Source organism: Pseudomonas sp. 5.2 (assembly GCF_059025405.1).
In genome coordinates this window covers 20,989-42,363 of sequence record NZ_JBYBHH010000026.1, presented here as the reverse complement: position 1 = coordinate 42,363, position 21,375 = coordinate 20,989, and the positions used below count along the sequence as shown (strand labels likewise).

The 21,375-nt window shown below is 63.1% G+C and carries 21 protein-coding genes; 7 read left to right on the top strand and 14 right to left on the bottom strand.

From position 1 onward, the window contains the following. Positions 1-54 precede the first annotated feature (54 nt). The 7 genes from AC5PZ0_RS26895 to AC5PZ0_RS26865 form a co-directional block, all read right to left on the bottom strand. Positions 55-393: a hypothetical protein gene (locus AC5PZ0_RS26895; RefSeq protein ID WP_027593708.1), complete on the bottom strand. Its 339-nt coding sequence runs from the start codon at positions 391-393 to the stop codon at positions 55-57. A gap of 382 nt (positions 394-775) precedes the next feature. Further along, positions 776-2,011, bottom strand: coding sequence for a glycolate oxidase subunit GlcF (glcF, locus tag AC5PZ0_RS26890; protein WP_493856095.1), 1,236 nt, complete (start codon positions 2,009-2,011; stop codon positions 776-778). Positions 2,012-2,020: 9 nt separating this feature from the next. Further along, positions 2,021-3,073, bottom strand: a complete 1,053-nt coding sequence (gene glcE / locus AC5PZ0_RS26885) for a glycolate oxidase subunit GlcE (RefSeq protein WP_493856094.1) — start codon at positions 3,071-3,073, stop codon at positions 2,021-2,023. Continuing rightward, on the bottom strand, positions 3,073-4,572 hold the full coding sequence (gene glcD, locus AC5PZ0_RS26880; RefSeq protein WP_274888660.1) for a glycolate oxidase subunit GlcD: 1,500 nt from the start codon (positions 4,570-4,572) through the stop codon (positions 3,073-3,075). The genes glcE and glcD overlap by 1 nt, the downstream gene beginning before the upstream one ends. Before the next feature lie 132 nt (positions 4,573-4,704). After that, positions 4,705-5,022 (bottom strand): DUF2388 domain-containing protein, encoded by a 318-nt coding sequence (locus tag AC5PZ0_RS26875; RefSeq protein ID WP_099429773.1) that lies wholly within the window; start codon positions 5,020-5,022, stop codon positions 4,705-4,707. Positions 5,023-5,258: 236 nt separating this feature from the next. Beyond that, a complete protein-coding gene (locus tag AC5PZ0_RS26870; protein WP_493856093.1) occupies positions 5,259-5,654 on the bottom strand; it encodes a hypothetical protein in 396 nt (131 codons plus the stop codon). 207 nt (positions 5,655-5,861) lie between these two features. After that, entirely contained in the window at positions 5,862-6,458 is a 597-nt protein-coding gene (locus tag AC5PZ0_RS26865; protein ID WP_493856092.1) for a biliverdin-producing heme oxygenase, read from the bottom strand. Positions 6,459-6,595: 137 nt separating this feature from the next. Between AC5PZ0_RS26865 and AC5PZ0_RS26860 the strand changes: the two genes are divergently transcribed. Continuing rightward, positions 6,596-7,087, top strand: coding sequence for a GNAT family N-acetyltransferase (locus tag AC5PZ0_RS26860; RefSeq protein ID WP_027596229.1), 492 nt, complete (start codon positions 6,596-6,598; stop codon positions 7,085-7,087). 3 nt (positions 7,088-7,090) lie between these two features. Here AC5PZ0_RS26860 and AC5PZ0_RS26855 read toward each other — a convergent pair whose 3' ends face one another. Beyond that, positions 7,091-8,464, bottom strand: coding sequence for an APC family permease (locus tag AC5PZ0_RS26855; protein ID WP_493856091.1), 1,374 nt, complete (start codon positions 8,462-8,464; stop codon positions 7,091-7,093). A gap of 335 nt (positions 8,465-8,799) precedes the next feature. On the opposite strand from AC5PZ0_RS26855, the gene AC5PZ0_RS26850 reads away from it, so the two are divergent. The 3 genes from AC5PZ0_RS26850 to AC5PZ0_RS26840 all read left to right on the top strand — a co-directional run bounded on the left by AC5PZ0_RS26850 (position 8,800) and on the right by AC5PZ0_RS26840 (position 12,664). Next, positions 8,800-9,603: a helix-turn-helix domain-containing protein gene (locus AC5PZ0_RS26850; protein WP_099430929.1), complete on the top strand. Its 804-nt coding sequence runs from the start codon at positions 8,800-8,802 to the stop codon at positions 9,601-9,603. Between the two features lie 45 nt (positions 9,604-9,648). Next, positions 9,649-11,031 (top strand): aspartate aminotransferase family protein, encoded by a 1,383-nt coding sequence (locus AC5PZ0_RS26845; protein WP_099429770.1) that lies wholly within the window; start codon positions 9,649-9,651, stop codon positions 11,029-11,031. A 139-nt stretch (positions 11,032-11,170) separates the two neighbouring features. Then, complete coding sequence (locus AC5PZ0_RS26840; protein WP_238216848.1) at positions 11,171-12,664, top strand: aldehyde dehydrogenase; 1,494 nt, start codon at positions 11,171-11,173, stop codon at positions 12,662-12,664. A 161-nt stretch (positions 12,665-12,825) separates the two neighbouring features. Here the strand turns inward: AC5PZ0_RS26840 and AC5PZ0_RS26835 are convergent, their stop codons facing one another. After that, positions 12,826-13,116: a DUF1330 domain-containing protein gene (locus AC5PZ0_RS26835; RefSeq protein ID WP_493856090.1), complete on the bottom strand. Its 291-nt coding sequence runs from the start codon at positions 13,114-13,116 to the stop codon at positions 12,826-12,828. Positions 13,117-13,134: 18 nt separating this feature from the next. Continuing rightward, entirely contained in the window at positions 13,135-13,920 is a 786-nt protein-coding gene (locus AC5PZ0_RS26830; protein WP_493856089.1) for an NAD(P)H-dependent oxidoreductase, read from the bottom strand. Positions 13,921-14,030: 110 nt separating this feature from the next. Between AC5PZ0_RS26830 and AC5PZ0_RS26825 the strand changes: the two genes are divergently transcribed. Continuing rightward, positions 14,031-14,909, top strand: a complete 879-nt coding sequence (locus AC5PZ0_RS26825) for a LysR substrate-binding domain-containing protein (RefSeq protein ID WP_493856088.1) — start codon at positions 14,031-14,033, stop codon at positions 14,907-14,909. 90 nt (positions 14,910-14,999) lie between these two features. Here the strand turns inward: AC5PZ0_RS26825 and AC5PZ0_RS26820 are convergent, their stop codons facing one another. Further along, a complete protein-coding gene (locus AC5PZ0_RS26820; RefSeq protein WP_493856087.1) occupies positions 15,000-15,551 on the bottom strand; it encodes a GNAT family N-acetyltransferase in 552 nt (183 codons plus the stop codon). 156 nt (positions 15,552-15,707) lie between these two features. Here AC5PZ0_RS26820 and AC5PZ0_RS26815 point away from each other — a divergent pair, with 156 nt between their 5' ends. Continuing rightward, the gene (locus AC5PZ0_RS26815; RefSeq protein WP_493856086.1) at positions 15,708-16,571 is read left to right on the top strand and encodes a helix-turn-helix transcriptional regulator; all 864 of its coding nucleotides are present in this window, start codon (positions 15,708-15,710) and stop codon (positions 16,569-16,571) included. A gap of 59 nt (positions 16,572-16,630) precedes the next feature. After that, entirely contained in the window at positions 16,631-17,077 is a 447-nt protein-coding gene (locus tag AC5PZ0_RS26810) for a GNAT family N-acetyltransferase (protein WP_493856085.1), read from the top strand. A gap of 213 nt (positions 17,078-17,290) precedes the next feature. Here the strand turns inward: AC5PZ0_RS26810 and AC5PZ0_RS26805 are convergent, their stop codons facing one another. From AC5PZ0_RS26805 to AC5PZ0_RS26795, 3 genes are all read right to left on the bottom strand, one after another. Next, entirely contained in the window at positions 17,291-19,630 is a 2,340-nt protein-coding gene (locus AC5PZ0_RS26805; protein WP_493856097.1) for a TonB-dependent siderophore receptor, read from the bottom strand. 172 nt (positions 19,631-19,802) lie between these two features. After that, the gene (locus tag AC5PZ0_RS26800; RefSeq protein ID WP_493856084.1) at positions 19,803-20,777 is read right to left on the bottom strand and encodes a FecR domain-containing protein; all 975 of its coding nucleotides are present in this window, start codon (positions 20,775-20,777) and stop codon (positions 19,803-19,805) included. Further along, complete coding sequence (locus tag AC5PZ0_RS26795; RefSeq protein ID WP_099454554.1) at positions 20,774-21,295, bottom strand: sigma-70 family RNA polymerase sigma factor; 522 nt, start codon at positions 21,293-21,295, stop codon at positions 20,774-20,776. The genes AC5PZ0_RS26800 and AC5PZ0_RS26795 overlap by 4 nt, the downstream gene beginning before the upstream one ends. Between the last annotated feature and the right edge of the window lie 80 nt (positions 21,296-21,375).

Genomic DNA, 21,375 nt, shown 5'->3' with positions numbered 1-21,375 from the left:
GCTGAGGATAGCGGATCGCACTTCGACGTACAGTGCCAATGCACCGTGGTGCGCCTACAAGCGTGCCGTGCTGACCGTGATGTAGCCTTTGTCGGGCAGGGCGATGCGTATCACCGTTTCATCGGCCGGTGCCTTGTGTTTTTGCTTGATACGCACCCCGTCAACCGCAGCCGCTCGCATCCGGTGGGTGATGGCGCGGCCACTGGCGTCGAAGAAGGCTTCGCTGGCCAGCAGCTCGATGCGCTCGATCAACTGGCGGGTGCGCTCGTCGGTGGCACAGAAGAACAGCACACCCGACAGGTGCGGGTCGTCATCAGGGTTGCTGACCTTGTGGGCCAGCAGTTCACGCAGGGTGTGGCGCAGTTCGGCGGTGGGGCGAGCGGACTGGTGCATGCGGGGGGCCTCCTCTGAGTCGTCCAGAGGGATCATGTTTTCAGCAGTCAGGCGCGACAAGTAGGGCGTTTCTGACGTGGTTGTGGGGGATTTCTGAAAGTGTTCGGCCTTGGGGTTTTCTGCGCTTATGAGATCGAGCGCCGCCCGCGCGGCGCTTCGCAGCACAAGGCTGCTCCCACATCTGTTTCGGGCCAGTTATTCCTATTCCATGGGCGCGCGGCCCCTTACCGCCCACCTCAATATCGAGTTGGACCAACAAGGCGGTCGCGCACCAATATCACAGGCCTCACTGGCCCGAAACAGATGTGGGAGCGGGCTTGCCCCGCGAAGCGCCGCGCGGGCGGCGCTCGATCTCATAGGCGCTACACATCTAACGTCATACCTATCCCGCCCCCAAACCCAAACCCAAACCCGCATCAACAATTTCAACCCAATGCCGCACCGGCGTGCGCCCGGCCCCAGCAAGGTGGGCCTGGCAACCGATGTTGGCGGTAACAATGACCTGCGGCCTGCCGCTCTCCAAGGCCTTCAATCGATTGTCCCGCAACTGCCGCGACAGCTCAGGCTGGGTCAGCGAATAGGTCCCCGCCGACCCACAGCACAAATGGCCATCCGGCACCGCGGTCAGGGTAAAACCGAGGCGAGTCAGCAGGCCTTCCACCGCACCGCCAAGCTTGAGCGCGTGCTGCAAGGTGCACGGACAATGAAAGGCCACACGCTGCTCGGCGCACAGCCCAAGCTGCTCGACCGGCGCTTCGCACAGCACTTCCACCAGGTCGCGAGACAAGGCACTGACCCGCGCCGCCTTGGCGGCATACCGCGGGTCCGCTTCCAGCAAGTGGCCGTAATCGCGCACGAACGCGCCGCAGCCGCTGGCCGTTTGCACAATGGCTTCAGCCCCCGCTTCGATGGCCGGCCACCAGGCGTCGATGTTGCGCCGGGCGCGGTCCAGGCCTTGGGCCTGGGCATTGAGGTGGTAATCGACCGCACCACAGCAACCGGCTTCGCGAATCGGGTCGACGCTGATCCCCAACCGGTCCAGCACGCGCGCGGCAGCGGCGTTGGTATTGGGCGACAGCGCTGGCTGCACGCAGCCTTCGAGCAACAGCACCCGGCGCGCATGCCGTGGCGCCGGCCGTACGCCGGGTGCGGTCACCCGGGCGGGCAGCTTGCTTTTCAGGGTTGCCGGCAGCACCGGGCGCAAGGCTTGCCCAGTGCGGCACAGGGCCTTGAACAGCGCAGGGCGCGGCACCACCGCCCGCAGCCCCCCCTGCAGCAGGCGCTGGCCAAGCGGGCGTGGCACTTGCTGTTCGACCACGGCGCGGCCGATGTCCAGCAAATCGTGGTATTTCACGCCTGAAGGGCAGGTGGTTTCGCAGTTGCGGCAGGTCAGGCAGCGGTCCAGGTGCAGTTGCGTGCTGGCGGTGATTGGTGCACCTTCGAGCACTTGTTTGATCAGGTAGATGCGCCCGCGAGGGCCATCCAGCTCGTCGCCGAGCAACTGATAGGTGGGGCAGGTGGCCGTGCAGAAACCACAGTGCACGCAGCTACGCAGAATGCGTTCGGCCTCTTCGGCGCGGGGCAGGCGTTTGGCGGCTTCACTCAGATTGGTTTGCATGGTGTGCCCTCATAGGTCTGGGTACAGGCGGCCAGGGTTGAAGATGCCCTGGGGGTCGAGCTGCTGCTTGAGGGCTTTGTGGTAGCGCAGCAGGGCGGCGGGCAACGGTGCGCTGCTCTGTTCGCCAGGTGCGTAGCAAGTGGCATGGCCGCCGACGTTGGCAACCGCTGCGCGAATCGACTCCACTGGCGCGCTCGACTTCAGCCAGCGCTGCGCGCCGCCCCAGTCGATCAGTTGGCGCCCGGGCAGGTTCAGCTCCCCGGTGGCGTTGGGCACGGACAGCCGCCACAGCGGCGCCGGGTCGTCAAAAAAAGCCAGGCGCTGCTCGCGCAGGTCGGTCCAGAAACAGCTGTCGAGCACGTCACCTCCCAGGCGTTGGCGTGCCGACTGCACCGAGCCTTCACCCCCTTCCAGGCGCAGGTACAGCGCCTCGCCGTCATGGCAGGCCGCACTGATCGGCAGCGGCTGCTGGCCCCAGGCGGTAAGCGCCGCCAGCGCCTGGTGACGGTCCATCGGCAGGCATAGGCTCAGGCATTGGCGCGGGCGCGGCAGTACTTTCAGCGACACCTCGGTCAGCAGGCCAAGGCAACCGAAACTGCCGACCATTAGCCGCGAGACGTCATACCCGGCGACGTTCTTCATGACTTCACCGCCAAAACGCAGCAGTTTGCCGTGGCCAGTGATCACCCGGGTGCCGAGCACATGATCGCGCACCGCCCCGGCCCAAGGCCGCCGTGGCCCAGACAACCCCGCCGCAACGACACCGCCGAGGGTCGCTTCGGGGCCGAGGTGCGGGGGTTCGCAAGGCAGCATCTGGCCAGCCTCGTGCAGCGCTGCCTCGACTTCCTGCAGCGGCGTGCCGGCGCGTGCGGTCAGCACCAGTTCAGTGGGGTCGTAGCTGACGATACCGCGATGGCCGCGGGTATCGATGACTTCCCCGGCGACCGGGCAGCCGAGCATGGCCTTGCTGTTGCCGCCCTGGATTCGCAGCGGTGTGCCCAGGATCAGTGCCTGGTTGACCTGCTCCAGCAGGGCCTGGCTGATGTCGCGGTCCTTGCCCATCAGAAACGCTCCAGGTCAGGGAAGGGCAACTGCCCGTGGTGCACATGCATCGCGCCGAATTCGGCGCAGCGGTGCAGGGTGGGGATGTTCTTGCCAGGGTTGAGCAACCCTTGCGGGTCGAAGGCGGCCTTCACGGCGTGGAACAGGGTGATTTCGTCGCTGTTGAACTGCGCGCACATCTGGTTGATCTTCTCCCGCCCGACGCCGTGCTCGCCGGTGATGCTGCCGCCAACCGCCACGCACAGTTCGAGGATCTTGCCGCCAATGGCCTCGGCGCGTTCCAGTTCGCCGGGCAGGTTGGCATCGAACAGGATCAGCGGGTGCATGTTGCCATCGCCGGCATGGAACACATTGGCCACGCGCAAGCCGTACTGTTCGGACAGTGCGCTGATGCCCTTGAGGACGCGCGGCAACTCGCGGCGTGGGATGGTGCCATCCATGCAATAGTAGTCGGGTGAAATGCGCCCCACCGCCGGGAAGGCATTCTTGCGCCCGGCCCAGAAACGCGCGCGTTCTGCCTCGTCGCAGGCCAGCCGCACCTCGCGTGCGCCGGCTTGGGTCAGCACGGCCGCGACCCGCTCGCAGTCGTCATGCACATCGGCCTCGACACCATCGAGTTCGCACAGCAGGATCGCCGCGGCATCCACGGGGTAGCCTGCGTGGATGAAGTCCTCGGCAGCGCGAATCGCCAGGTTGTCCATCATCTCCAGCCCGCCGGGGATGATCCCGGCGCCGATGATTTCGGCCACTGCCCTGCCGGCATCCTCGACGCAGTCGAAGCTGGCGAGCAACACCCGCGCCACCTGGGGCCTGGGCAGCAACTTGACGGTCACTTCGGTGATGATGCCGAGCATGCCTTCGGAGCCGGTGAACAGTGCCAGCAGGTCGAAACCGGGGCTGTCGAGGGCGTCGCTGCCCAGTGTCAGGCGTTCACCTTCGACTGTGAGAATCTCCACCTTGAGCAGGTTGTGCACGGTCAAACCATACTTGAGGCAATGCACGCCCCCGGCATTTTCGGCTACATTGCCGCCGATGGAGCAGGCGATTTGCGAAGACGGGTCGGGGGCGTAGTACAGGCCATGGGGTGCGGCAGCCTGGGAGATCGCCAGGTTGCGTACCCCGGGCTGAACACGGGCGAAGCGCCCCTCGGGGTTTATCTCAAGAATGCGGTTGAAGCGCGCCATTACCAGCAGGATGCCTTTGGCCAGTGGCAGGGCACCCCCGGAAAGCCCGGTGCCGGCACCGCGCGCCACCACCGGTACGCCGCGTTGGTGGCAGAGTTGCAATAAGGACTGAACCTGTTCCAGGCGTTCGGGCAGCACCACCAGCAGGGGCACCGTTCGGTAGGCGGAGAGGCCGTCACACTCGTAGGGTTTGAGGTCTTCTGCGCGATGAAGAATCGTCAGGTCCGGCAGCGCATCGCGCAGGGCCTTGAGCAGGGCGGGCAGGTCCACGTCAGGCAGCGCTCCATCGACCCGCTCGTCGTAGAGGATGTTCATGGGGCTCACTCGGCGGCAATTGTTATTGTCGTTGGAAGCGTATCACCCCTTCAGCCTGCGTGTGCCCGCAGCACACCCACGCCTGCTCAATCTGCGAAGAGAAGCGGGCATGGGTGTGCTGAGCGCAAGGTTTCAATGATTTGCTACAGGATCGTCCTGGGAGAGAATGGCCCGGGCCAGTTCTTCGTCATTGGCCTGCAGGCCGGGGTGGTCCTTGCGTGCCTGTTCCAGCGCCGATTCCACGTAGGCACCGCGGATAGCACCGCCGCTGGCGACGAAGGCAGACAGCTCGTCACGGGCCGGGATAATCCGTTTATCGTCCTTGAAGGTCGAATACAGCGAAGCGGAAACACCGGCCGAGGTGGCCACGTCGCCCGCATCGACGCGGGCCAGGGCAGCACCGGCAGGCAGCAGGAGCAGCAGCGCGGGGGCGAGGAATAGGTGGCGCATAGTGTGTTCTCCAGTAGCGTCAAGCCCAAGGAAATAAACCACTCACTGAGTAAGAGAGCTTGGGAGTGCGAGTAGTTCAATTTTTGCCTGGGGACTGCCGCACGCGCTGGACATGCACGGCTTGCGTCGTGAGCAGGAGCAGCCTTGTGCTGCGAAGAGGCCGGTACCAGCCACGAATTACTGGGGTCTGTACCGGCCTCTTCGCAGCACAAGGCTGCTCCTACCGGGGCCGCGCATCAACGGCGATAGTAGCGGTGATCGTCCTGATAGCGGTGATGCATCGCCCGTTCATGGCGGCGCTCCCAATCACGACGGCGTTCCCAATCGCGTCGGCGCTCCGCTTCGCGCCGGGCTTGCTCGCGGCGCCATTGTTCGCGGCGCCAGTCGCCTCTGCGATCGTGCCAATGATCATCGTGCCAGTCGCGGTCATCATGGGCGAGCAACGGCGCCGTGTGCTCACCCGCCAGGCTGGCCACGGTCGGCCAAGGGTTTTCTGCCGGATGCTGCGGTGCCTGAACGGTTGCCGCCGGGGAGACCGCGTTCGAGGTCTTCATCTGTGATGCTGATGCCGAGCCCACCGCCGCGAACGTGAACAGGCTGAGAAGCATCAACCGTGCGACATGCATTTTCATGAGCGAAGCCAACCTCTGGTTCTATTTACCTGTGCAGATAGACCTTTAAATAGGGAAAAGTTCTAGAAGGGGTAGGGGTTGATTGATTTGGCGCCTATGAGATCGAGCGCCGCCCGCGCGGCGCTTCGCAGCACAAGGCTGCTCATCTGTTTCGGGCCAATTATTCCTGGGGCATGGTGCGCGGCGCTTGTCTGCCCTATCGCACTATCAACCCCCATCCGCCACAAACACAGCCCGCAAATGCCCCCGATAACTTTCAAACGCGGCAATCACCCCGGCAACCACCTCCGCTTCCTCATCAGCCTCAAGTGCCAACCCATCAAGCTTGGCGACAAACTCACGCCAGTGCAGGCCGCGGCCATCGGGGTGGGGCGCCAGGTGCCGAGCGCCCAGGTTGCCATCCAGGCCCAGACGCTGGGTCTGTTTGAACAGGAACGCCGCCCCCAGGTTCGACCCTTCGCTGCAATACAGCCAACCCAACGCCTCGGCAGGGCTGGTAATGACCCGTTGCGGCGCAGCAGGCAGCGGCAACCCCAAGGCTTGCAGATCTGCCTCCACCGCTTCGAACCGCGATAAATGCACCAACCCCGGCAGCCGTCGATTCAGCTGCTCGTCGCGGTACAACGCCGTCAGGCTGCCATGGAAACGGTGTTGCACCTGCAGGAAGCGGGCATAGCGCTCACGGTCCTCGAAGGGGCGTGCGGCCATGACCAGTGCGTCGACACTGTCGTGGTCGCGGCTGCTGGACGCTTTCAGGCGTGCGCAGCGGCCGGGTTCGGTGAGGCACGTGGCGGTAGCAGTCATTGGGCGTTTCCGTGTCGAGGTGGCGAGGGTGGCATGGTAATCAGATCGCTCAGCCCAGGAAACGATCCTGTCATGCTGAAAATAATCGGCAGTGATTTATCATGCAGCCTGTCGTCATTACCCCAAGGAGTCAGCGCATGAGCGCCCCTCAGTTCCGCAACCCCGTGCCCGCCGACGCCGAACGCTGCTACGCGATCGAAATCGGCGCCTATGAAGGGGATGAAGCGGCAACCCTGGAAAAAATCCGCACCCGCATTGCCCAGTACCCGGAAGGTTTTCTGCTACTTGAAGCCGAGGGCGAAACCGTCGGCTTCATCAACAGTGGCTGTGCGCATGACGTGGTCATGTCTGACGAGGCCTTCAAGGAGCTGGTCGGCCATGACCCGGCAGCGCCGAACGTGGTGATCATGTCGGTGGTGGTCGACACCGCACACCAGGGCAAAGGCTATGCAAAACGGCTGATGAGCGAGTTCATCCAGCGCATGAAGGCCCAGGGCAAGCAGACCATCCACCTGATGTGCAAAGAGCAGCATGTCGCGCTGTACCAAAAGCTGGGCTACACCTACGTGCAGCCATCGCCCTCCGAGCACGGTGGCATGGCCTGGCACGAAATGCTCATGACGCTCTGAGCCTTATTCGGCCATCTGCAGCTCGGGCAGTTTCACTCGAAACGCCCGGGTCAGCCCAAGCAGGCAGGCGAACCCCACGCCCATCCAGCACAGCCCGATGGTGAACGACAGGCTCGACAAGCTGCTCCACAGCCACAGCGTACTGAGAAACCCCAGCCCAGGAATCACGCCGTACAGCAGGCCGTTGCGCGTGCCACGCAGCTTCTGGTCGATCAGGTAGTGCTTGACCACGGCCAGGTTCACGGCGGAAAACGCGAACAACGCGCCGAAGCTGATCATGTTGGCGACGGTGTCGAGGGTGATGAACAGGGCGATCAGCGACAGCAGGCTGACAAGCATGATCGCCGCCGCCGGTACGCGCTTTTTCGTCACCAGTTGACCAAACACCGCCGGCAACGCTCCATCGCGCCCCATGGCGAACAGCACCCGCGACACGCTTGCCTGGGAGACCATGGCCGAAGCGAAGCAGCCGGCGACATAGGTGGCGGTAAACGCCGTCACCAACAGTTCACCGCCCACCCGGCGCATCACGTCCACCGAGGCCGAATCGGGGTCGGCGAAACTGCCCCACTCCGGGAAGACCATCTGTGCGCAGTACGACACCACCAGAAACAGCAGCCCGCCGATCAGCGACACGGCCATGATCGCCAGTGGGATGCGAAACGTTGGGTTGCTGGTTTCCTCGGCCATGGTCGAGACCGCATCGAAGCCAAGAAACGACAGGCACAGCACGGCGGCGCCGGTCATGATCAGCGGCACGCTGAAGCCCTCATGGTGGAAGGGCGCAAGCAATGACACAGGTGCCGACTGGCCGGCCAGGTTGCTGATCGACAAGCCGACGAAGACGATGATGAACACCAGCTGGACGACCACCAGAATCCAGTTCACCCGGGTAATCGATTCGATACCGATCAGGTTGAGGAAGGTCACCAGGGCGATGGAGCCTGCGACCCACACCCAGGCGTGGATGGCCGGGAAGTACTCCGACATGTAGATGCCGATCAGCAGGTAGCTGAGCAACGGCAAGAAGATGTAGTCGAGCAGCAGCGTCCAGCCGGTCATGAAGCCGATGTGGGTGCCGAAGGCTTTGCGGGTGTAGGTGTACACGGAGCCGGAGTAGGGGTGCGCTTGCACCATGCGGCCATAGCTGTAGGCAGTCATCAGCATGGCGGCGAGGGTCAGCAGGTAGGCGGTGGGCAGGTGCCCCTTGGTCATCTGGGTAACCAGGCCATAGGTGGTGAATACCGCCAGTGGCACCATGTAGGCAAGGCCGAACAGCACCAGGGCACTCAGCCCCATGGATTTTCTGAAGCGGCCCGAAGGGCTGGAAGGCGACGCGGCATGGGCGGGTTGGGCTGTAGTTTTTGTTGTATGCATTGCTAACTCCTGAAATCGGATGCAGGACGCCGCGGTAGGCGAGTGGGCTCGATACCGTTGCGGGGTCATGAAAGGAGGCTGGGCCAGCGTGCGGTGCGCGGCCCTCAGGGGTGGGGCCGGACGATGCTCCCACACCCCGGGCACACTCGAAATCACCCTTTGGGGTGAGCCGGTCGTCGCCTGAAAACGCTCACCCCAAAGGGTGATTTCGGTCTCTGCCTGGCCGTGGGAGTATTTGCAAACAACGCGCCGCCCCGACGGCGATACCGTTTCCCGCTACCGGCAGAATTCCAGTGAACAGTGACCAATTGGCTTCAGAGCAGTGGTTCGAGCACATGGCCAAGGTGACCGACACGATCGGCCAACCAGGCTTTGCCGCCACCTTGTTCGGTGCGCTCGGGTTCATCCGGCCGATCCAGGCCACCACGGTCTACCTCTACCCCCATGACGGCATGCCGAGCGCGCTGTTCGAGCAAGATGACAAGGCGCCCTGGCTGCCAGAAGGCAATGTCAGCCGCTACCTTTCCGGGTTCTACCTGCTCGACCCGTTCTACGGTGCCTGCGTGGAGCGCGTCGAGTCTGGCTGCTACGGCCTGTTCGACGTGGCCCCTGACCACTTCGAAGTGAGTGAGTACTACCAGTCGTTCTACCGCCATTCGCACCTGGAGGATGAGCTCAATTACATCCTGCAGGTCGCGCCCGGCCAGAGCCTGGCGGTGTCGCTGGCCTTCACCGACAAACTGGACGTGCCAAGCCGCGAGCTGTTCGGCCGTGTCACGCCTTGGGTGCTGGCGGTGCTCAACAAGCACTTCGCCGGGCTGGGGAGCCGCGGGGGGCGTTTCGAGAACGTGCTGGAGCAGCGTATCCATGCCGCGCTCAACAACTTTGGCAGCTCGTTGCTGACCGAGCGCGAGTGCCGCATCGCCCAACTCATCCTGCGTGGCCATTCGACCAAGTCCTTGGCCGAGCGCCTGGGGGTGTCGGAAGACACCATCAAGTCCCACCGCAAAAACGTCTACGCCAAGCTCGACATCGGCACGCAATCCGAACTGTTTTCCTTGTTCATCGACGCGCTGGCCAATGCCCAGGGCGTGCTGGGCAAGGACCCGCTGGAAAGCTACATGGGCAAGCTGCGCTAAGCGCCGCAGCCCTGCAATACCCACCGACAACAAGGAAAACCACCCATGAATGCGCCTTTCGCTCCCCAACGCCAGACCCGTGACTACCAGGCCGCCGACGCCGCGCACCACATCCACGCTTTTCTCGACCAGAAGGCGCTCAATGCCGAAGGCCCGCGGGTCATGGTTGGAGGTGAACGGCTGCACCTGTGGGACAGCGAAGGCAAGCGTTACCTGGATGGCATGTCGGGGCTGTGGTGCACCCAACTCGGTTACGGTCGCAAGGACCTGACCGCCGCCGCCGCCGCGCAGATGGACCAGTTGGCCTACTACAACATGTTTTTCCACACCACCCACCCAGCGGTGATCGAGCTATCCGAGTTGCTGTTCAGCCTGTTGCCTGGCCACTACAGCCACGCGATCTACACCAACTCCGGGTCCGAGGCCAACGAGGTGCTGATCCGCACCGTGCGCCGTTACTGGCAGGTGGTTGGTCAGCCGACCAAGAAGATCATGATTGGCCGCTGGAATGGCTACCACGGCTCGACCCTGGCGGCCACGGCGCTGGGCGGCATGAAGTTCATGCACGAGATGGGCGGGCTGATCCCGGACGTGGCGCACATCGACGAGCCGTACTGGTACGCCGAAGGTGGCGAGCTGACCCCGGCCGAGTTCGGCCGCCGCTGCGCGTTGCAGCTGGAGGAAAAGATCCTCGAACTGGGGGCGGAAAACGTCGCCGGTTTTGTCGCCGAACCCTTCCAGGGGGCCGGGGGCATGATCTTCCCACCGGAAAGCTACTGGCCCGAGATCCAGCGGATCTGCCGCCAGTACGACGTGCTGCTGTGCGCCGACGAGGTGATCGGCGGTTTTGGCCGCACCGGCGAATGGTTTGCTCATGAGTATTTCGGCTTCGAGCCGGACACCCTGTCGATCGCCAAGGGCCTGACCAGCGGCTATGTGCCCATGGGCGGCCTGGTGCTGAGCAAGCGCATCGCCGAAGCCCTGGTGGAACGCGGCGGCGTGTTTGCCCATGGCCTGACCTATTCGGGCCACCCGGTGGCGGCGGCCGTGGCCATCGCCAACCTCAAGGCGCTGCGCGATGAAGGCATCGTGCGCCAGGTGAAGGATGACACCGGGCCGTACCTGCAGCGCATCCTGCGTGAAGTGTTTGCCGATCACCCCTTGATTGGCCAGGTGCAGGGCGCGGGACTGGTGGCGGCGCTGCAGTTCGCTGAACACAAGCCGACCCGCAAGCGCTTTGCCAACGAGAACGACCTGGCTTGGCAGTGCCGCACCTTCGGCTTCGAAGAAGGCGTGATCATTCGCTCGACCTTGGGCCGGATGATCATGGCGCCGGCACTGGTGGCCAACCGCGCCGAGCTGGACGAACTGGTCGACAAGACACGTATCGCTGTAGACCGCACTGCCCGGTTAGTGGGCAGGCTCTGAGCCAGTGGGGGCGCTTTGCGCCCCATTCGCGACGCAAGGCCGCTCCCACACGTGCAGGCGATCGTCTGTAGGAGCGGCCTTGCGCCGCGAATGGGCTGCAGCGCAGCCCCAGAATCCAAGACAGTCATAGGGAGTGAAAATGGAGCGTCTCGAATACTGGCAAACGCGCGCTGCAAGCCTGCGTTTGCCCGACAAGGCCCTGATCGGCAGTCAGCAGGTGAGCGCTAACAGCGGCGCCACGTTCGCCGCCATCAACCCGGCCACCCAGCAGGTACTGGCGCAGGTCGCCGCCTGTGGTCAGGCTGAAGTCGACCTGGCGGTGGCCACCGCACGCCGTGCCTTCGAGCAAGGCCCATGGTCGCGCATGGCCCCGGTCGAGCGCAAGAAGGTGCTGCTGCGCCTGGCCGAGCTGATCATGGCCAACCGCGAAGAGCTCGCGCTGCTGGACTCGCTGAACATGGGCAAGCCGGTCATGGATGCCTACACCATCGACGTCCCCGGCTCGGCGCATGTCTTTGCCTGGTACGGCGAGGCACTGGACAAACTGTACGACCAGGTAGCGCCCACCGCGCCCAACGCGCTCGCCACCATCACCCGCGAAGCGCTAGGCGTGGTCGCCGCCGTGGTGCCGTGGAACTTCCCGCTCGACATGGCGGCCTGGAAGCTAGCGCCGGCGCTGGCGGCCGGCAACAGCGTGGTGCTAAAACCCGCCGAGCAATCGCCGTTCTCGGCGCTGCGCCTGGGGCAACTGGCGCTGGAGGCCGGTTTGCCGGAGGGCGTGCTGAACGTCGTGCCAGGCCTGGGCGAAGACGCGGGCCGGGCGCTGGGGCTGCACCCGGACGTCGACTGCCTGGTGTTCACCGGCTCCACTCAGGTGGGTAAGTACTTCATGCAGTACTCGGCGCAGTCAAACCTCAAGCAGGTCTGGCTGGAGTGTGGCGGCAAGAGCCCGAACCTGGTGTTCGACACCTGCCAGGACCTGGACTTGGCCGCGGAAAAAGCAGCGTTCGGCATTTTCTTCAACCAGGGTGAAGTGTGTTCGGCGAACTCGCGCCTGTATGTGCAGCGCTCGATCCACGATGCGTTCATCGAGCGCTTGCAAGCCAAAGCCCGCCAATGGATGCCCGGCAACCCACTCGACCCGGCAAGCCGCGCGGGTGCCATCGTCGATGCCGAGCAGACCGGTCGCATCAAGGCCGCCATCGACCGTGCGCACGCGCAGGGCGCCCAGCTAGTGTGCGGTGGCCGGCGCCTCACCATTGACGGCTCGGACAACTACATCGAACCGAGCATTTTTGCCGGCGTCGATGGCAGCATGAGCCTGGCCCGGGAGGAAGTGTTCGGCCCAGTGCTGGCGGTCAGCGCGTTCGACACCGAAGAGCAGGCCGTGCGCCTGGCCAACGACAGTGTCTACGGCCTGGCAGCGTCGGTGTGGAGCGACGACTTCAACCAGGTGCATCGCGTTGCGCGGGCGCTGAAGGCTGGCACCGTTTCGGTCAACACGGTGGATGCGCTGGATGTCACGGTGCCGTTTGGGGGTGGCAAACAGTCGGGGTTTGGTCGCGACCTGTCGCTGCATTCGTTCGACAAGTACTCACAGCTCAAGACCACCTGGTATCAGCTGCGCGCTTGAAAAGCGGACTGCGCACCCCAGCCACGCGCGCCCGGTGTAGGAGCAGCCTTGCGCTGCGAAGAGGCCGGTGATAGCACTGAAGATTTACTGTGTTATCACCGGCCTCTTCGCAGCACAAGGCTGCTCCTACCACGACCGCGCATGGCTGAAGGGTAGGGCAGTCAGCTCAACTCCCCTTCGATGATGATCACCTCGCGACGTGCTGCGCGCAGGGCGAATGCCTTGGCCTCTGTATAGGCAGGGTCCTCATAGCAGGCTTTTGCCTGGGCATAGCTGGCGAACTCGACCGCCAGTACGCGGCTGCTGGTGTGCGACTCCCGCAGCGCACCTGGGGCAAGCGGCTTGAGCGTTGCGCCGTACTTTGCCGCGATGGAACCCCACAGTTGGCCATAGGCTTGCTGAGCCTCGGGGTCGGTGACGTCAGAGGCAAAAATGATCCAATACCCTTTCATAGTCATTCCTCGTAATGTTCAGTGCTGCTTGAACGCGGCCGCCGAAGCCTCGAAAGACTGGCCAGCGCGCGGGTTCCACTGCACACCGGAGCGCGCTACCACGCCCGGTTTCAGCTGTTGATGTTGGTCATAGTCGTGTCGCGGGTGGAAGAACAGCGGCTCAAGCTCATCCAACTGCGCAAGGTGCTGGGCGTAACGTTCCAGGTAGTGTTCGCGTTGCTCGTCCGTGACCTGGGCTGGCATCCACGCCGCGAAGGGGGGCAGTACTGTAAAACCGGTGTAAGCCAGGATGCCATTATGGATCGGCCATAGAATGTGATGCAGGTCGCCGTCGATGCCATTGGCGGTGTACAACGTGCTGGCCGTGCCCGTGGTCAGGCTCAGCATGGCGCGTTTGCCTTTGAGCAGGCCGGTGTCGTATTTGCGCCCGGCAGCATAGGCAAAACCACGGCTTAGCACGCGGTCTACCCAGCCTTTGAGGATGGCCGGCAGCGAAAACCACCAGACGGGGAATTGGAAGATCACCAGGTCCGCTTCTGCAACCTTATGTTGCTCGCGGGCCACGTCCGCACTCACCGTTCCCGTGCTGTACGCCTGCTCCTGAGCGTGAGCAGGGTTGAAATAGTCGCCTTGGGCGAAGCCTGCAAACTCGTCCGTCGCCAGCACGGCATTCCAGCCCATGGCATAGAGGTCACTGACCCGCACCTGGTGCCCCTGCGCGGCCAGGCTACGCACGGCCGTGGCCGTCAGTGCGCCGTTGAATGAACGTGCCTCGGGGTGAGCATGAACGATCAGGACTTTCATGGGGCGGCTCTCTCTGGAAAAGTCATTGCCTTGATGCGGGCAATTGTCTTGGCGGGAGCAACGCGTTACAAATCATCTGTCCTGACGCCATGGAAGAGAAAAACTGCATCATGCGAGCCGACACGCCACTCAAGGCCATTGCCTGTTTCGATGCTGTAATGCGCACGGGCAGCGCTACGCTTGCCGCTGAGCGTTTGTTCGTGACCCCCGGCGCAGTGGCGCAGCAACTGCGAAAACTCGAGGCGTGGCTGGGGGTGGCTCTGTTTGTTCGCAGCGTGCGCAAGCTGCACCCGACAGACGAGGCGTTGCGCTACTGGGCGCAGGTCAGGCCAGCACTCGAGCAGATCGACGCCGCCAATGCCGCCGTGCAGCGCAAGGGCGCACTGCAGGTGTCGCTGAGCCTGCCACCGGCGTTTGCCAGCACCTGGTTCGCCCGGCGCATGGTCGACTTCACCCAGCGGCACCCCGGCCTGCAGTTGCACCTCAATGCCGACGCTGAAACCGTGGACTTCCTGACCAGCAGCTACGACTTGGCGGTGCGCCATTTCGATGGCAAGGACGACAGCCTGCAGGCCTGTCTGTTACTGCAGGATGAGGCGAGGGTCTATTGCAGCCCGCAATACCGCGAGCGTTTGCAGTTGCTGGCGGTGGCAGACCTGCACAAAGCGACCTTGCTCTACACCACGTCCCATGCCAACTGGTCGCGCTGGCTGGGCAACGCCGGGTTGTCGTTTGTTGGCGTTGCCAGCGGCCTGCATTTTGACCAGTCGGCGCTGGCCATCGACGCCGCCAGGCGCGGCCAAGGGTTGGTGTTGACCAGCCCCTGGCTGGTTGAGGACGACGTGGAGCAAAAGCGCTTGGTTCAGGTGTTCCCGCAGGTACTCAAAACGGGCAAGAACTACTACCTCGTTCACGGCAAGCACAGTACGCTCAGCGTGGCGGGGCAGCAGCTACATGACTGGATGCTAGGTGCAGCGTCAGCCCCGTAATCACCAGGGAGGTAACGATGCAGCCACTGACCCACGCACAGGTACTGGCCATTGCCCAGGAAAATCCCATCAACCGGGCTTTGCTGTCGCTCACGGGTGGTCAGCCGGCGTGAGCCACTGCGCGTAAGTGATGCAGCTGATGTGTTCGGTTCGATAATCCTGAAGGAACGGGTTGTATTTGTTTTCTTCGGTGTGGTGATGGCGGAACCCGCACTTCGATTGGGCAACAAAAGACTGGGTGTTGTCAGCGAAATAGCCACACCAGAGCGCCTTGAGTTTCAGGGTTTCAAACCCGTGCCGCATCACTTCACGCACGGCTTCGGGAATCAGGCCTTTGCCCCAGTACGGCACGCCGATCCAGTAGGCGATTTCGCCTTCCTGCTCGCTGATCTCGAAGTGGCTGTTGCCGCCTATCAGAATGCCCACACATCCCACTGCACGGCCGTTCTCCTTCAGTTCGACGGCATACACCTCCGGGTGATTGAACACGGTGCGGATGATCTCGGCACTGTGCGCAACGCTGGTGTGCGGTGGCCACCCCGCGACAGGGCCAACGCGTTCGTCCTTGGCGTATTCGTATAAGTCAGCGGCATCTGTATCTTGCCAAGGGCGCAGCCGCAGCCGTTGTGTTTCAAGTCGCATGTCCTGTACTCATCCTGGGTTGCTCGGGCGTCACAGGGTAGTGCGCGGCGCTTGATGGGTACACGTCAGTACCTCGGCAGTTTCGGTACTTTTCGAAACTCCATCAGCGAGCGGTGATAAGCTTTGCGCAGTTTAAGCAGGCAGCGTTGAGCCACCATGCAGCACATTCCGAAACTGGTTACACCGGGCGATCCGCCGCGGTTGGGTGACACCACACTCGCTGAAGGGGTAGGCGTGCCGCTGTCTTTCGGCCATGCCTACATTACGCTGCTGGTGTGCTTGTCCGGCAGTGCCGCCTTCGCGTTCAACTTCAAGGACCAGGCGGTCAGGCGTGGTGATGTGATGGTGTTGGCCGAGGACACGATCGCGTTGCTCAAACGTCGCTCACGCAGTTTCAGGGTATTTTTTTGCTTGATGCCCAAAAGCTTCGCTGCCGAGGTGGCTTACCAGCTGCCAAACCCCTTGTTCGTTTTTTTGCATGACCACCCACACTGCGTGCCGGCCAATGCTGACAGGCCGCTGCTGGCGGGCTGGTTGGCGCACATGCGGGACATTGCGCAGCGCTGCCCCACGTACCAGCACATCATGCTCAGAAATCACCTGCAAAACTTGTTTCTGAAGATCGCCGAGCAACTACCGGCGCAGTACCAGGCGGGCCGGCAATTCAGCCGCCAGGAAACACTCAGTTGGCGTTTCTGGGAGTTGATAGGCAAACACTGCATGCGCCACCGAGAGGTGAAGTTTTATGCCGATGCGCTGACGATCACGCCGTTTTATCTGTCGCAGCTCAGCAAGGCTTTTTTCAATGACACCCCCAAAGGCTTGATTGACCGCCAGGTGACCTTGGAAATCAAGGCACTGCTTTCATACAGTACCCTGGCGATTGGGCAAATCGCGGACACGCTCAACTTCGCCGACGCGTCGTATTTGTGCCGGTATTTCAAACGCCAGACGGGGGTTTCGTTGTCCTACTATCGCAGCCACTCGCATGAGCCGAACGGATCGCGGCCAGGCCCTTGATTGCTCGGGTTGCTTGCGGTGGGGCATGATCCTGCTTTGACTCGCCACGGATGACGACCATGCACATACGCCAACTGATCCACGACGACCTGCCCTCTGCCAGCACCCTGTGCCTGGACGCATTCATGCAGGCCGTTGCGCCTTCGCTGTCGGCGCAGGGTGTGGACACCTTCGCCATGGTGGCGGCGGCACAGGCGTTTGCCGAGCGTATGGAGGGCGATAACCTGATGCTGGTGTGCGTCGCGGACGGCGCCCTCACCGGGTTGATCGAATTCAAGGAAGGCCGCCACGTGGCCATGCTGTTCGTCGCACCGGGCTGGCAACGACGAGGCATTGGTACGCGCCTGATGAACGCGGCACTGGCGCAGGCGAGGGAGGCGGTGGTGACGGTCAGGGCGTCGTTGTCTTCGGTGGCCGCCTACGAACGCTATGGGTTCGTTCTGGCAGGCGATGTGGGCGAGTTTGCCGGGCTGGTCTATCAGCCGATGGAGAAGCAGCTGCCCTGATTTCTAGCGATGCCGTTACCCAACGCCCAATTCTCCTTGCACACATAGGCGCACTTGCCGGGGACGCACCCCCCTGTAGGAGCAGCCTTGTGCTGCGAAGAGGCCCGTGACAACACCATCAATCTTCGTTGTTGTCGCGGGCCTCTTCGCAGCACAAGGCTGCTCCTACAGGGCTTGGGGTTGAGCGGGGATTTGACGTGTCTATGGCCCGAATCAGAAGCTGTACTTGAAACTCGTCATCACATTGCGTGGTGCGCCATAAACGCCGTACAGGCCGGATTGGCTGTAGTACTCACGGTCGAACACGTTGTTCAGGTTCACCGATGCACTCAAGTGCTGGTTGATGTCATAACGAGCCATCAAGTTGGTGACCGCGTAGCTGCCCTGGCTGAAGGTGTGCAGGTCGGCGCCGACTTTGCTCTGCCAGTTCACCCCACCGCCGACCGTGATCTTGTCCAGTGGCCCATGTAGCCGGTAGCTGGTGAAGGTCTTGAAGCTGTTGCGCGGCAGGTTGGTGTTGATGCGCTGGTCGTCGGCGTCAGTGGTCACCGAATAGGCATAACCGGCCGATGCTTGCCAGCCTTCGGCCAGCTCGCCGTTCAGCTCCAGTTCGATGCCCTTGGAGGTGGTGTCCTGTTCGGCGCTGTAGACGTTGTCGTGTTGCCAGATGGCCAGGTTGTCCTGCTCTAGCTTGAACACCGCGAGGCTCGAGTTGAGCTTGCCATCGAGGTGGGTGCCCTTGATGCCGAGCTCGTAGCCGACACCTTCCATCGGGTCGAGCGGCTTGTTGCTCTCGTCGGTGACCCACGAGCCCTGCGGGTTGAAGATCTTGGTGTAGCTGGCGTACAGCGACCAGGTGTCGTCGAGGTCGTAGACCACGCCGGCATAAGGGATGAATACGCCGTTTTCCTCACGGTTCACTTCGGTTTCGTCGCCGCCATACGGCCTGTCCGAGGTGTCGCGCTTCCAGTTGATCAGGCGGCTGCCAAGAATCAGGCTGAGGTCGTCGGTCACGCTGAAGCGCGAGGTCAGGTACGCCGCGTACTGGTCTTCGTCAATCGATGACTTGCCGCTTTCGACGAAGTCCGGCTTGGCAGACTTGCCGTCCCAAGTGAACAGGTTGTCGATCACACCCGCTGGCGAGCCGGCGTAGTCATAGCGCCAGCCGCCCCAGCTTGGGGTGTTTTCCCGGTATTGGGACAGAGTCATGCCGGTAATCAACTCATGGTCACGCCCGAACAGGCTGAATGGGCCGGTGACGTACAGGTCGAGGTTGTCTTGGCGTGGGGTGCCGGAAAAACGCACGGGCAACTGGGTCAGGCCGCTGCCCTCCGGGCTCAGCTCACCCATGGCAAAGTTGAACAGCTCGTCGAATTTGTTCTCGGCATGGGTGAGCTCGACCTTGCCGCTCCAGCCGTTGCCCAGTTGCTGCTCGATGGAGGTGAAGAAGCTGGTTTGCTCGTGATCGTTGTACGACCAGCTTGGCGCGGCATTGAGCGAGCGCTTGAGGTTGGTACGTTCACCTGTCGAGAAACGCGTAGGCAGGCCGGAGCGCAGCGGCGAGTCGATGTCGCTGCGCAGGTAGCTGAAGCCCACGGTCAGCAGGGTGTCTTCGCTGAGGTCGAATTCGGTGATGCCATACATCAGCTGCGATTGCTGGTTGTAGCGGTCAATCCAGGCTTTTTCGGTTTTGTAGTCGGCGACGAAGCGCCCCCGCACGTTGCCGGTTTCGGTCAGCGGCCCGGACACATCAAAACCGGTGCCATAGCGGTCCCAGTTACCCGCTTCGCCGGTGATGCTGGCCTGGGCGTCGGCGGTGGGGCGCTTGCGGATCAGGTTGATCGTCGCCGAGGGGTTGCCCATGCCGCTGATCAGGCCGGTGGCGCCGCGCACGATTTCGATGCGGTCGTACATCGCCATGCTCTGCGAGTAGTTGTCCAGGCGGGTGCTGGTCGGTACACCGTCGACCTCGTAGTTCTGGATGGCAAACCCGCGCGACCAGTACGAATCGCTCTCCGAGCCCAGGCCATCGCGAACCACGGTGATGCCTGGGGCGGCTTCCAGCGCGTCGGTGAGGTTGGTCAGGCGCTGGTCATCCAGGCGCTGGCGGGTCATCACGGTCAGCGATTGCGGGGTCTCGCGGGGGGTAAGGTTGAGGCGCGTGGAACTGCTCGACGAATAGGTGGTGTAGAGCCCGCTGCCTTCGGTTGTCGAACCCGGCGCCTTGCCAGAGATGGACACCGCGCTCAGCTCCAGGGCCCCCGTGGCAGTGGCTTGCAGCGAATAGTTGCCGTTGACACCGCGGCTGGCTTCAAGCCCGGTGCCAGCCAGCAGCATCGCCAGGCCCTGGTCGACATCGAAACGGCCCTGCAGCCCGCTGGTGCTGCGGCCCTCGGTCAATGCCGTGGGGTAAGACAGCAGAATGTGCGCGGTCTGGCCAAAGCGGGCCAATGCGGGCGCCAGTGGGCCGGCAGCGATATCGAAATCGGCCTGCGCCTGCTCGGCAGCGGTGGCCCAGCCGGGCGTCAGCAGCAGCGGGGCGCTTGCACTCATGCAAGCGATGCCCTGGACCACTGCGCCGGCAAGTTTTTGCGTAACCGATAACTGCCAGCCCTGGCGTTTGCGTGCGGTGCGATTCACGAGTGTTCCCCCATTGATTTGAAGTGCTGAGGGTTAAGTCTCGTGAGACGCGAAATCGGACCACCTCTGTGCAACTTTTTTTTCGTCAGGCCATGCGCGGCTTCAACGTCACCCAGTAGCGGGTGAAATGCTGCACGTCGAGCTGCAAGGTGTCCGCCACTGCGGTGATGATTTTTTCGGTGTTATCCAGCGGGAATGTGCCTGACACACGAAGGTCCGCCAAGGCGGGGTCGCAGGCCAGGTGCCCACGGCGATAGCGGCTGACGTCGTCGAGAAAGGCCGCCAAGCGTTGGCCTTGGGCAACCAGCATGCCTTGGCTCCAGGCAGGGGCAACGGGGGGCACGGACTGACGGTCGAGTACGCCCTGGCGGCTGAAGCTGGCCTGCTCCCCGGCACTGAGCAGAAGGGGTGGATGGGGCTGCAAGGCGGGTTGCACCGACAAGCTGCCCTGATACACGCTGACCTGGGTGAGCTCGGCGTGCAGCCTTACATTGAACTGCGCCAGTGTCGATGCAAGGCGGCCATGCACGGTGTCCACCCACAGTGGCCGGCTATCGGCGCGTGGCGAGCGGCTGATCAGCACCTCGCCGCGCAGCAACCGCAAGCGGCGTGCCTGATGGTCGAACGCCACATCAAGGGCGCTGTCGGTGTTCAGCTGTACCTGGGTGCCATCGGCCAGCGTCAAGCGCCGTTGCTCGCCAATGCGGCTGTGGTAGTCCGCGCGCCAGTCTTGTACCAGCGCGGCGTCTTTCAGGTACCAGGCGCCGGCACCTGCGGCCATCAGCAGCGACAGTTGCTTGAGCGCCGTGCGCCGCGACAGCTGCTGGCGTAGCGCCGCGTGGGCCAAGGGGCGTTGACCTGGGCTGCGCATGTCCTGCATGCGTTGGGCGAACACCTGGGTCCGTTGCCAGGCGTGCTCGTGCAGCGGGTGCGCTTGGCGCCAGCTCATGCAGGCGGCCAGGGTGGCAGCGCTGACGACCGGCTCTTGCAGTTCGAGGTGCCACTGCATGGCCTGCTCGGCTACCTCGCCCGGGATCGATGCAGAGCCCTGGTCGTTCATGGCAGGTCCAGGCTGTGATCGAGCATGATGCACAGGGCGCCTGCCTTGACGATGTAGCGCTTCACCGTGGTAATCGACACGGCCAGCCGCTCGGCAATGTCTGCGTGCCCCAGGCCATCCACCTGCGACAGCAGGAACGCTTCGCGCACCGGGCGCTCCAGGCCGTCGAGGGCGGCGTCGAGGGCGATCAGGGTTTCCAGCAGGATTGCCTGGGTTTCCAGGCTGGGCGCGACCTGTTCGGGCAGGGTCGCCAGCGCCTCGAGGTAGGCGCGTTCGAGTTTTTGCCGGCGAAAATGGTTGCACAAGACGCTTTGCGCCACCTTCGCCAGGAAGGTGCGGGGTGCATGCAACTGTGGCACGTGTTGTTTGTTCAACAGGCGCAGGAAAGTGTCTTGCGCCAGGTCCGCTGCGCTTTGCGAACAGTTCAGCCGCAGCCTTAGCCAGCGCGTCAGCCAGCTGTGTTGCTGGCGATAGAGCAGGGCCACATCGCACAGAAGGGGATCAGGGGAAGGGAGCATGGAGTGCGGCCGCCGCAGGGGTCATTGTTGCAAACGATAATGCTTATCATATATACGGCTTGGGCAGCCCTGCAATACGC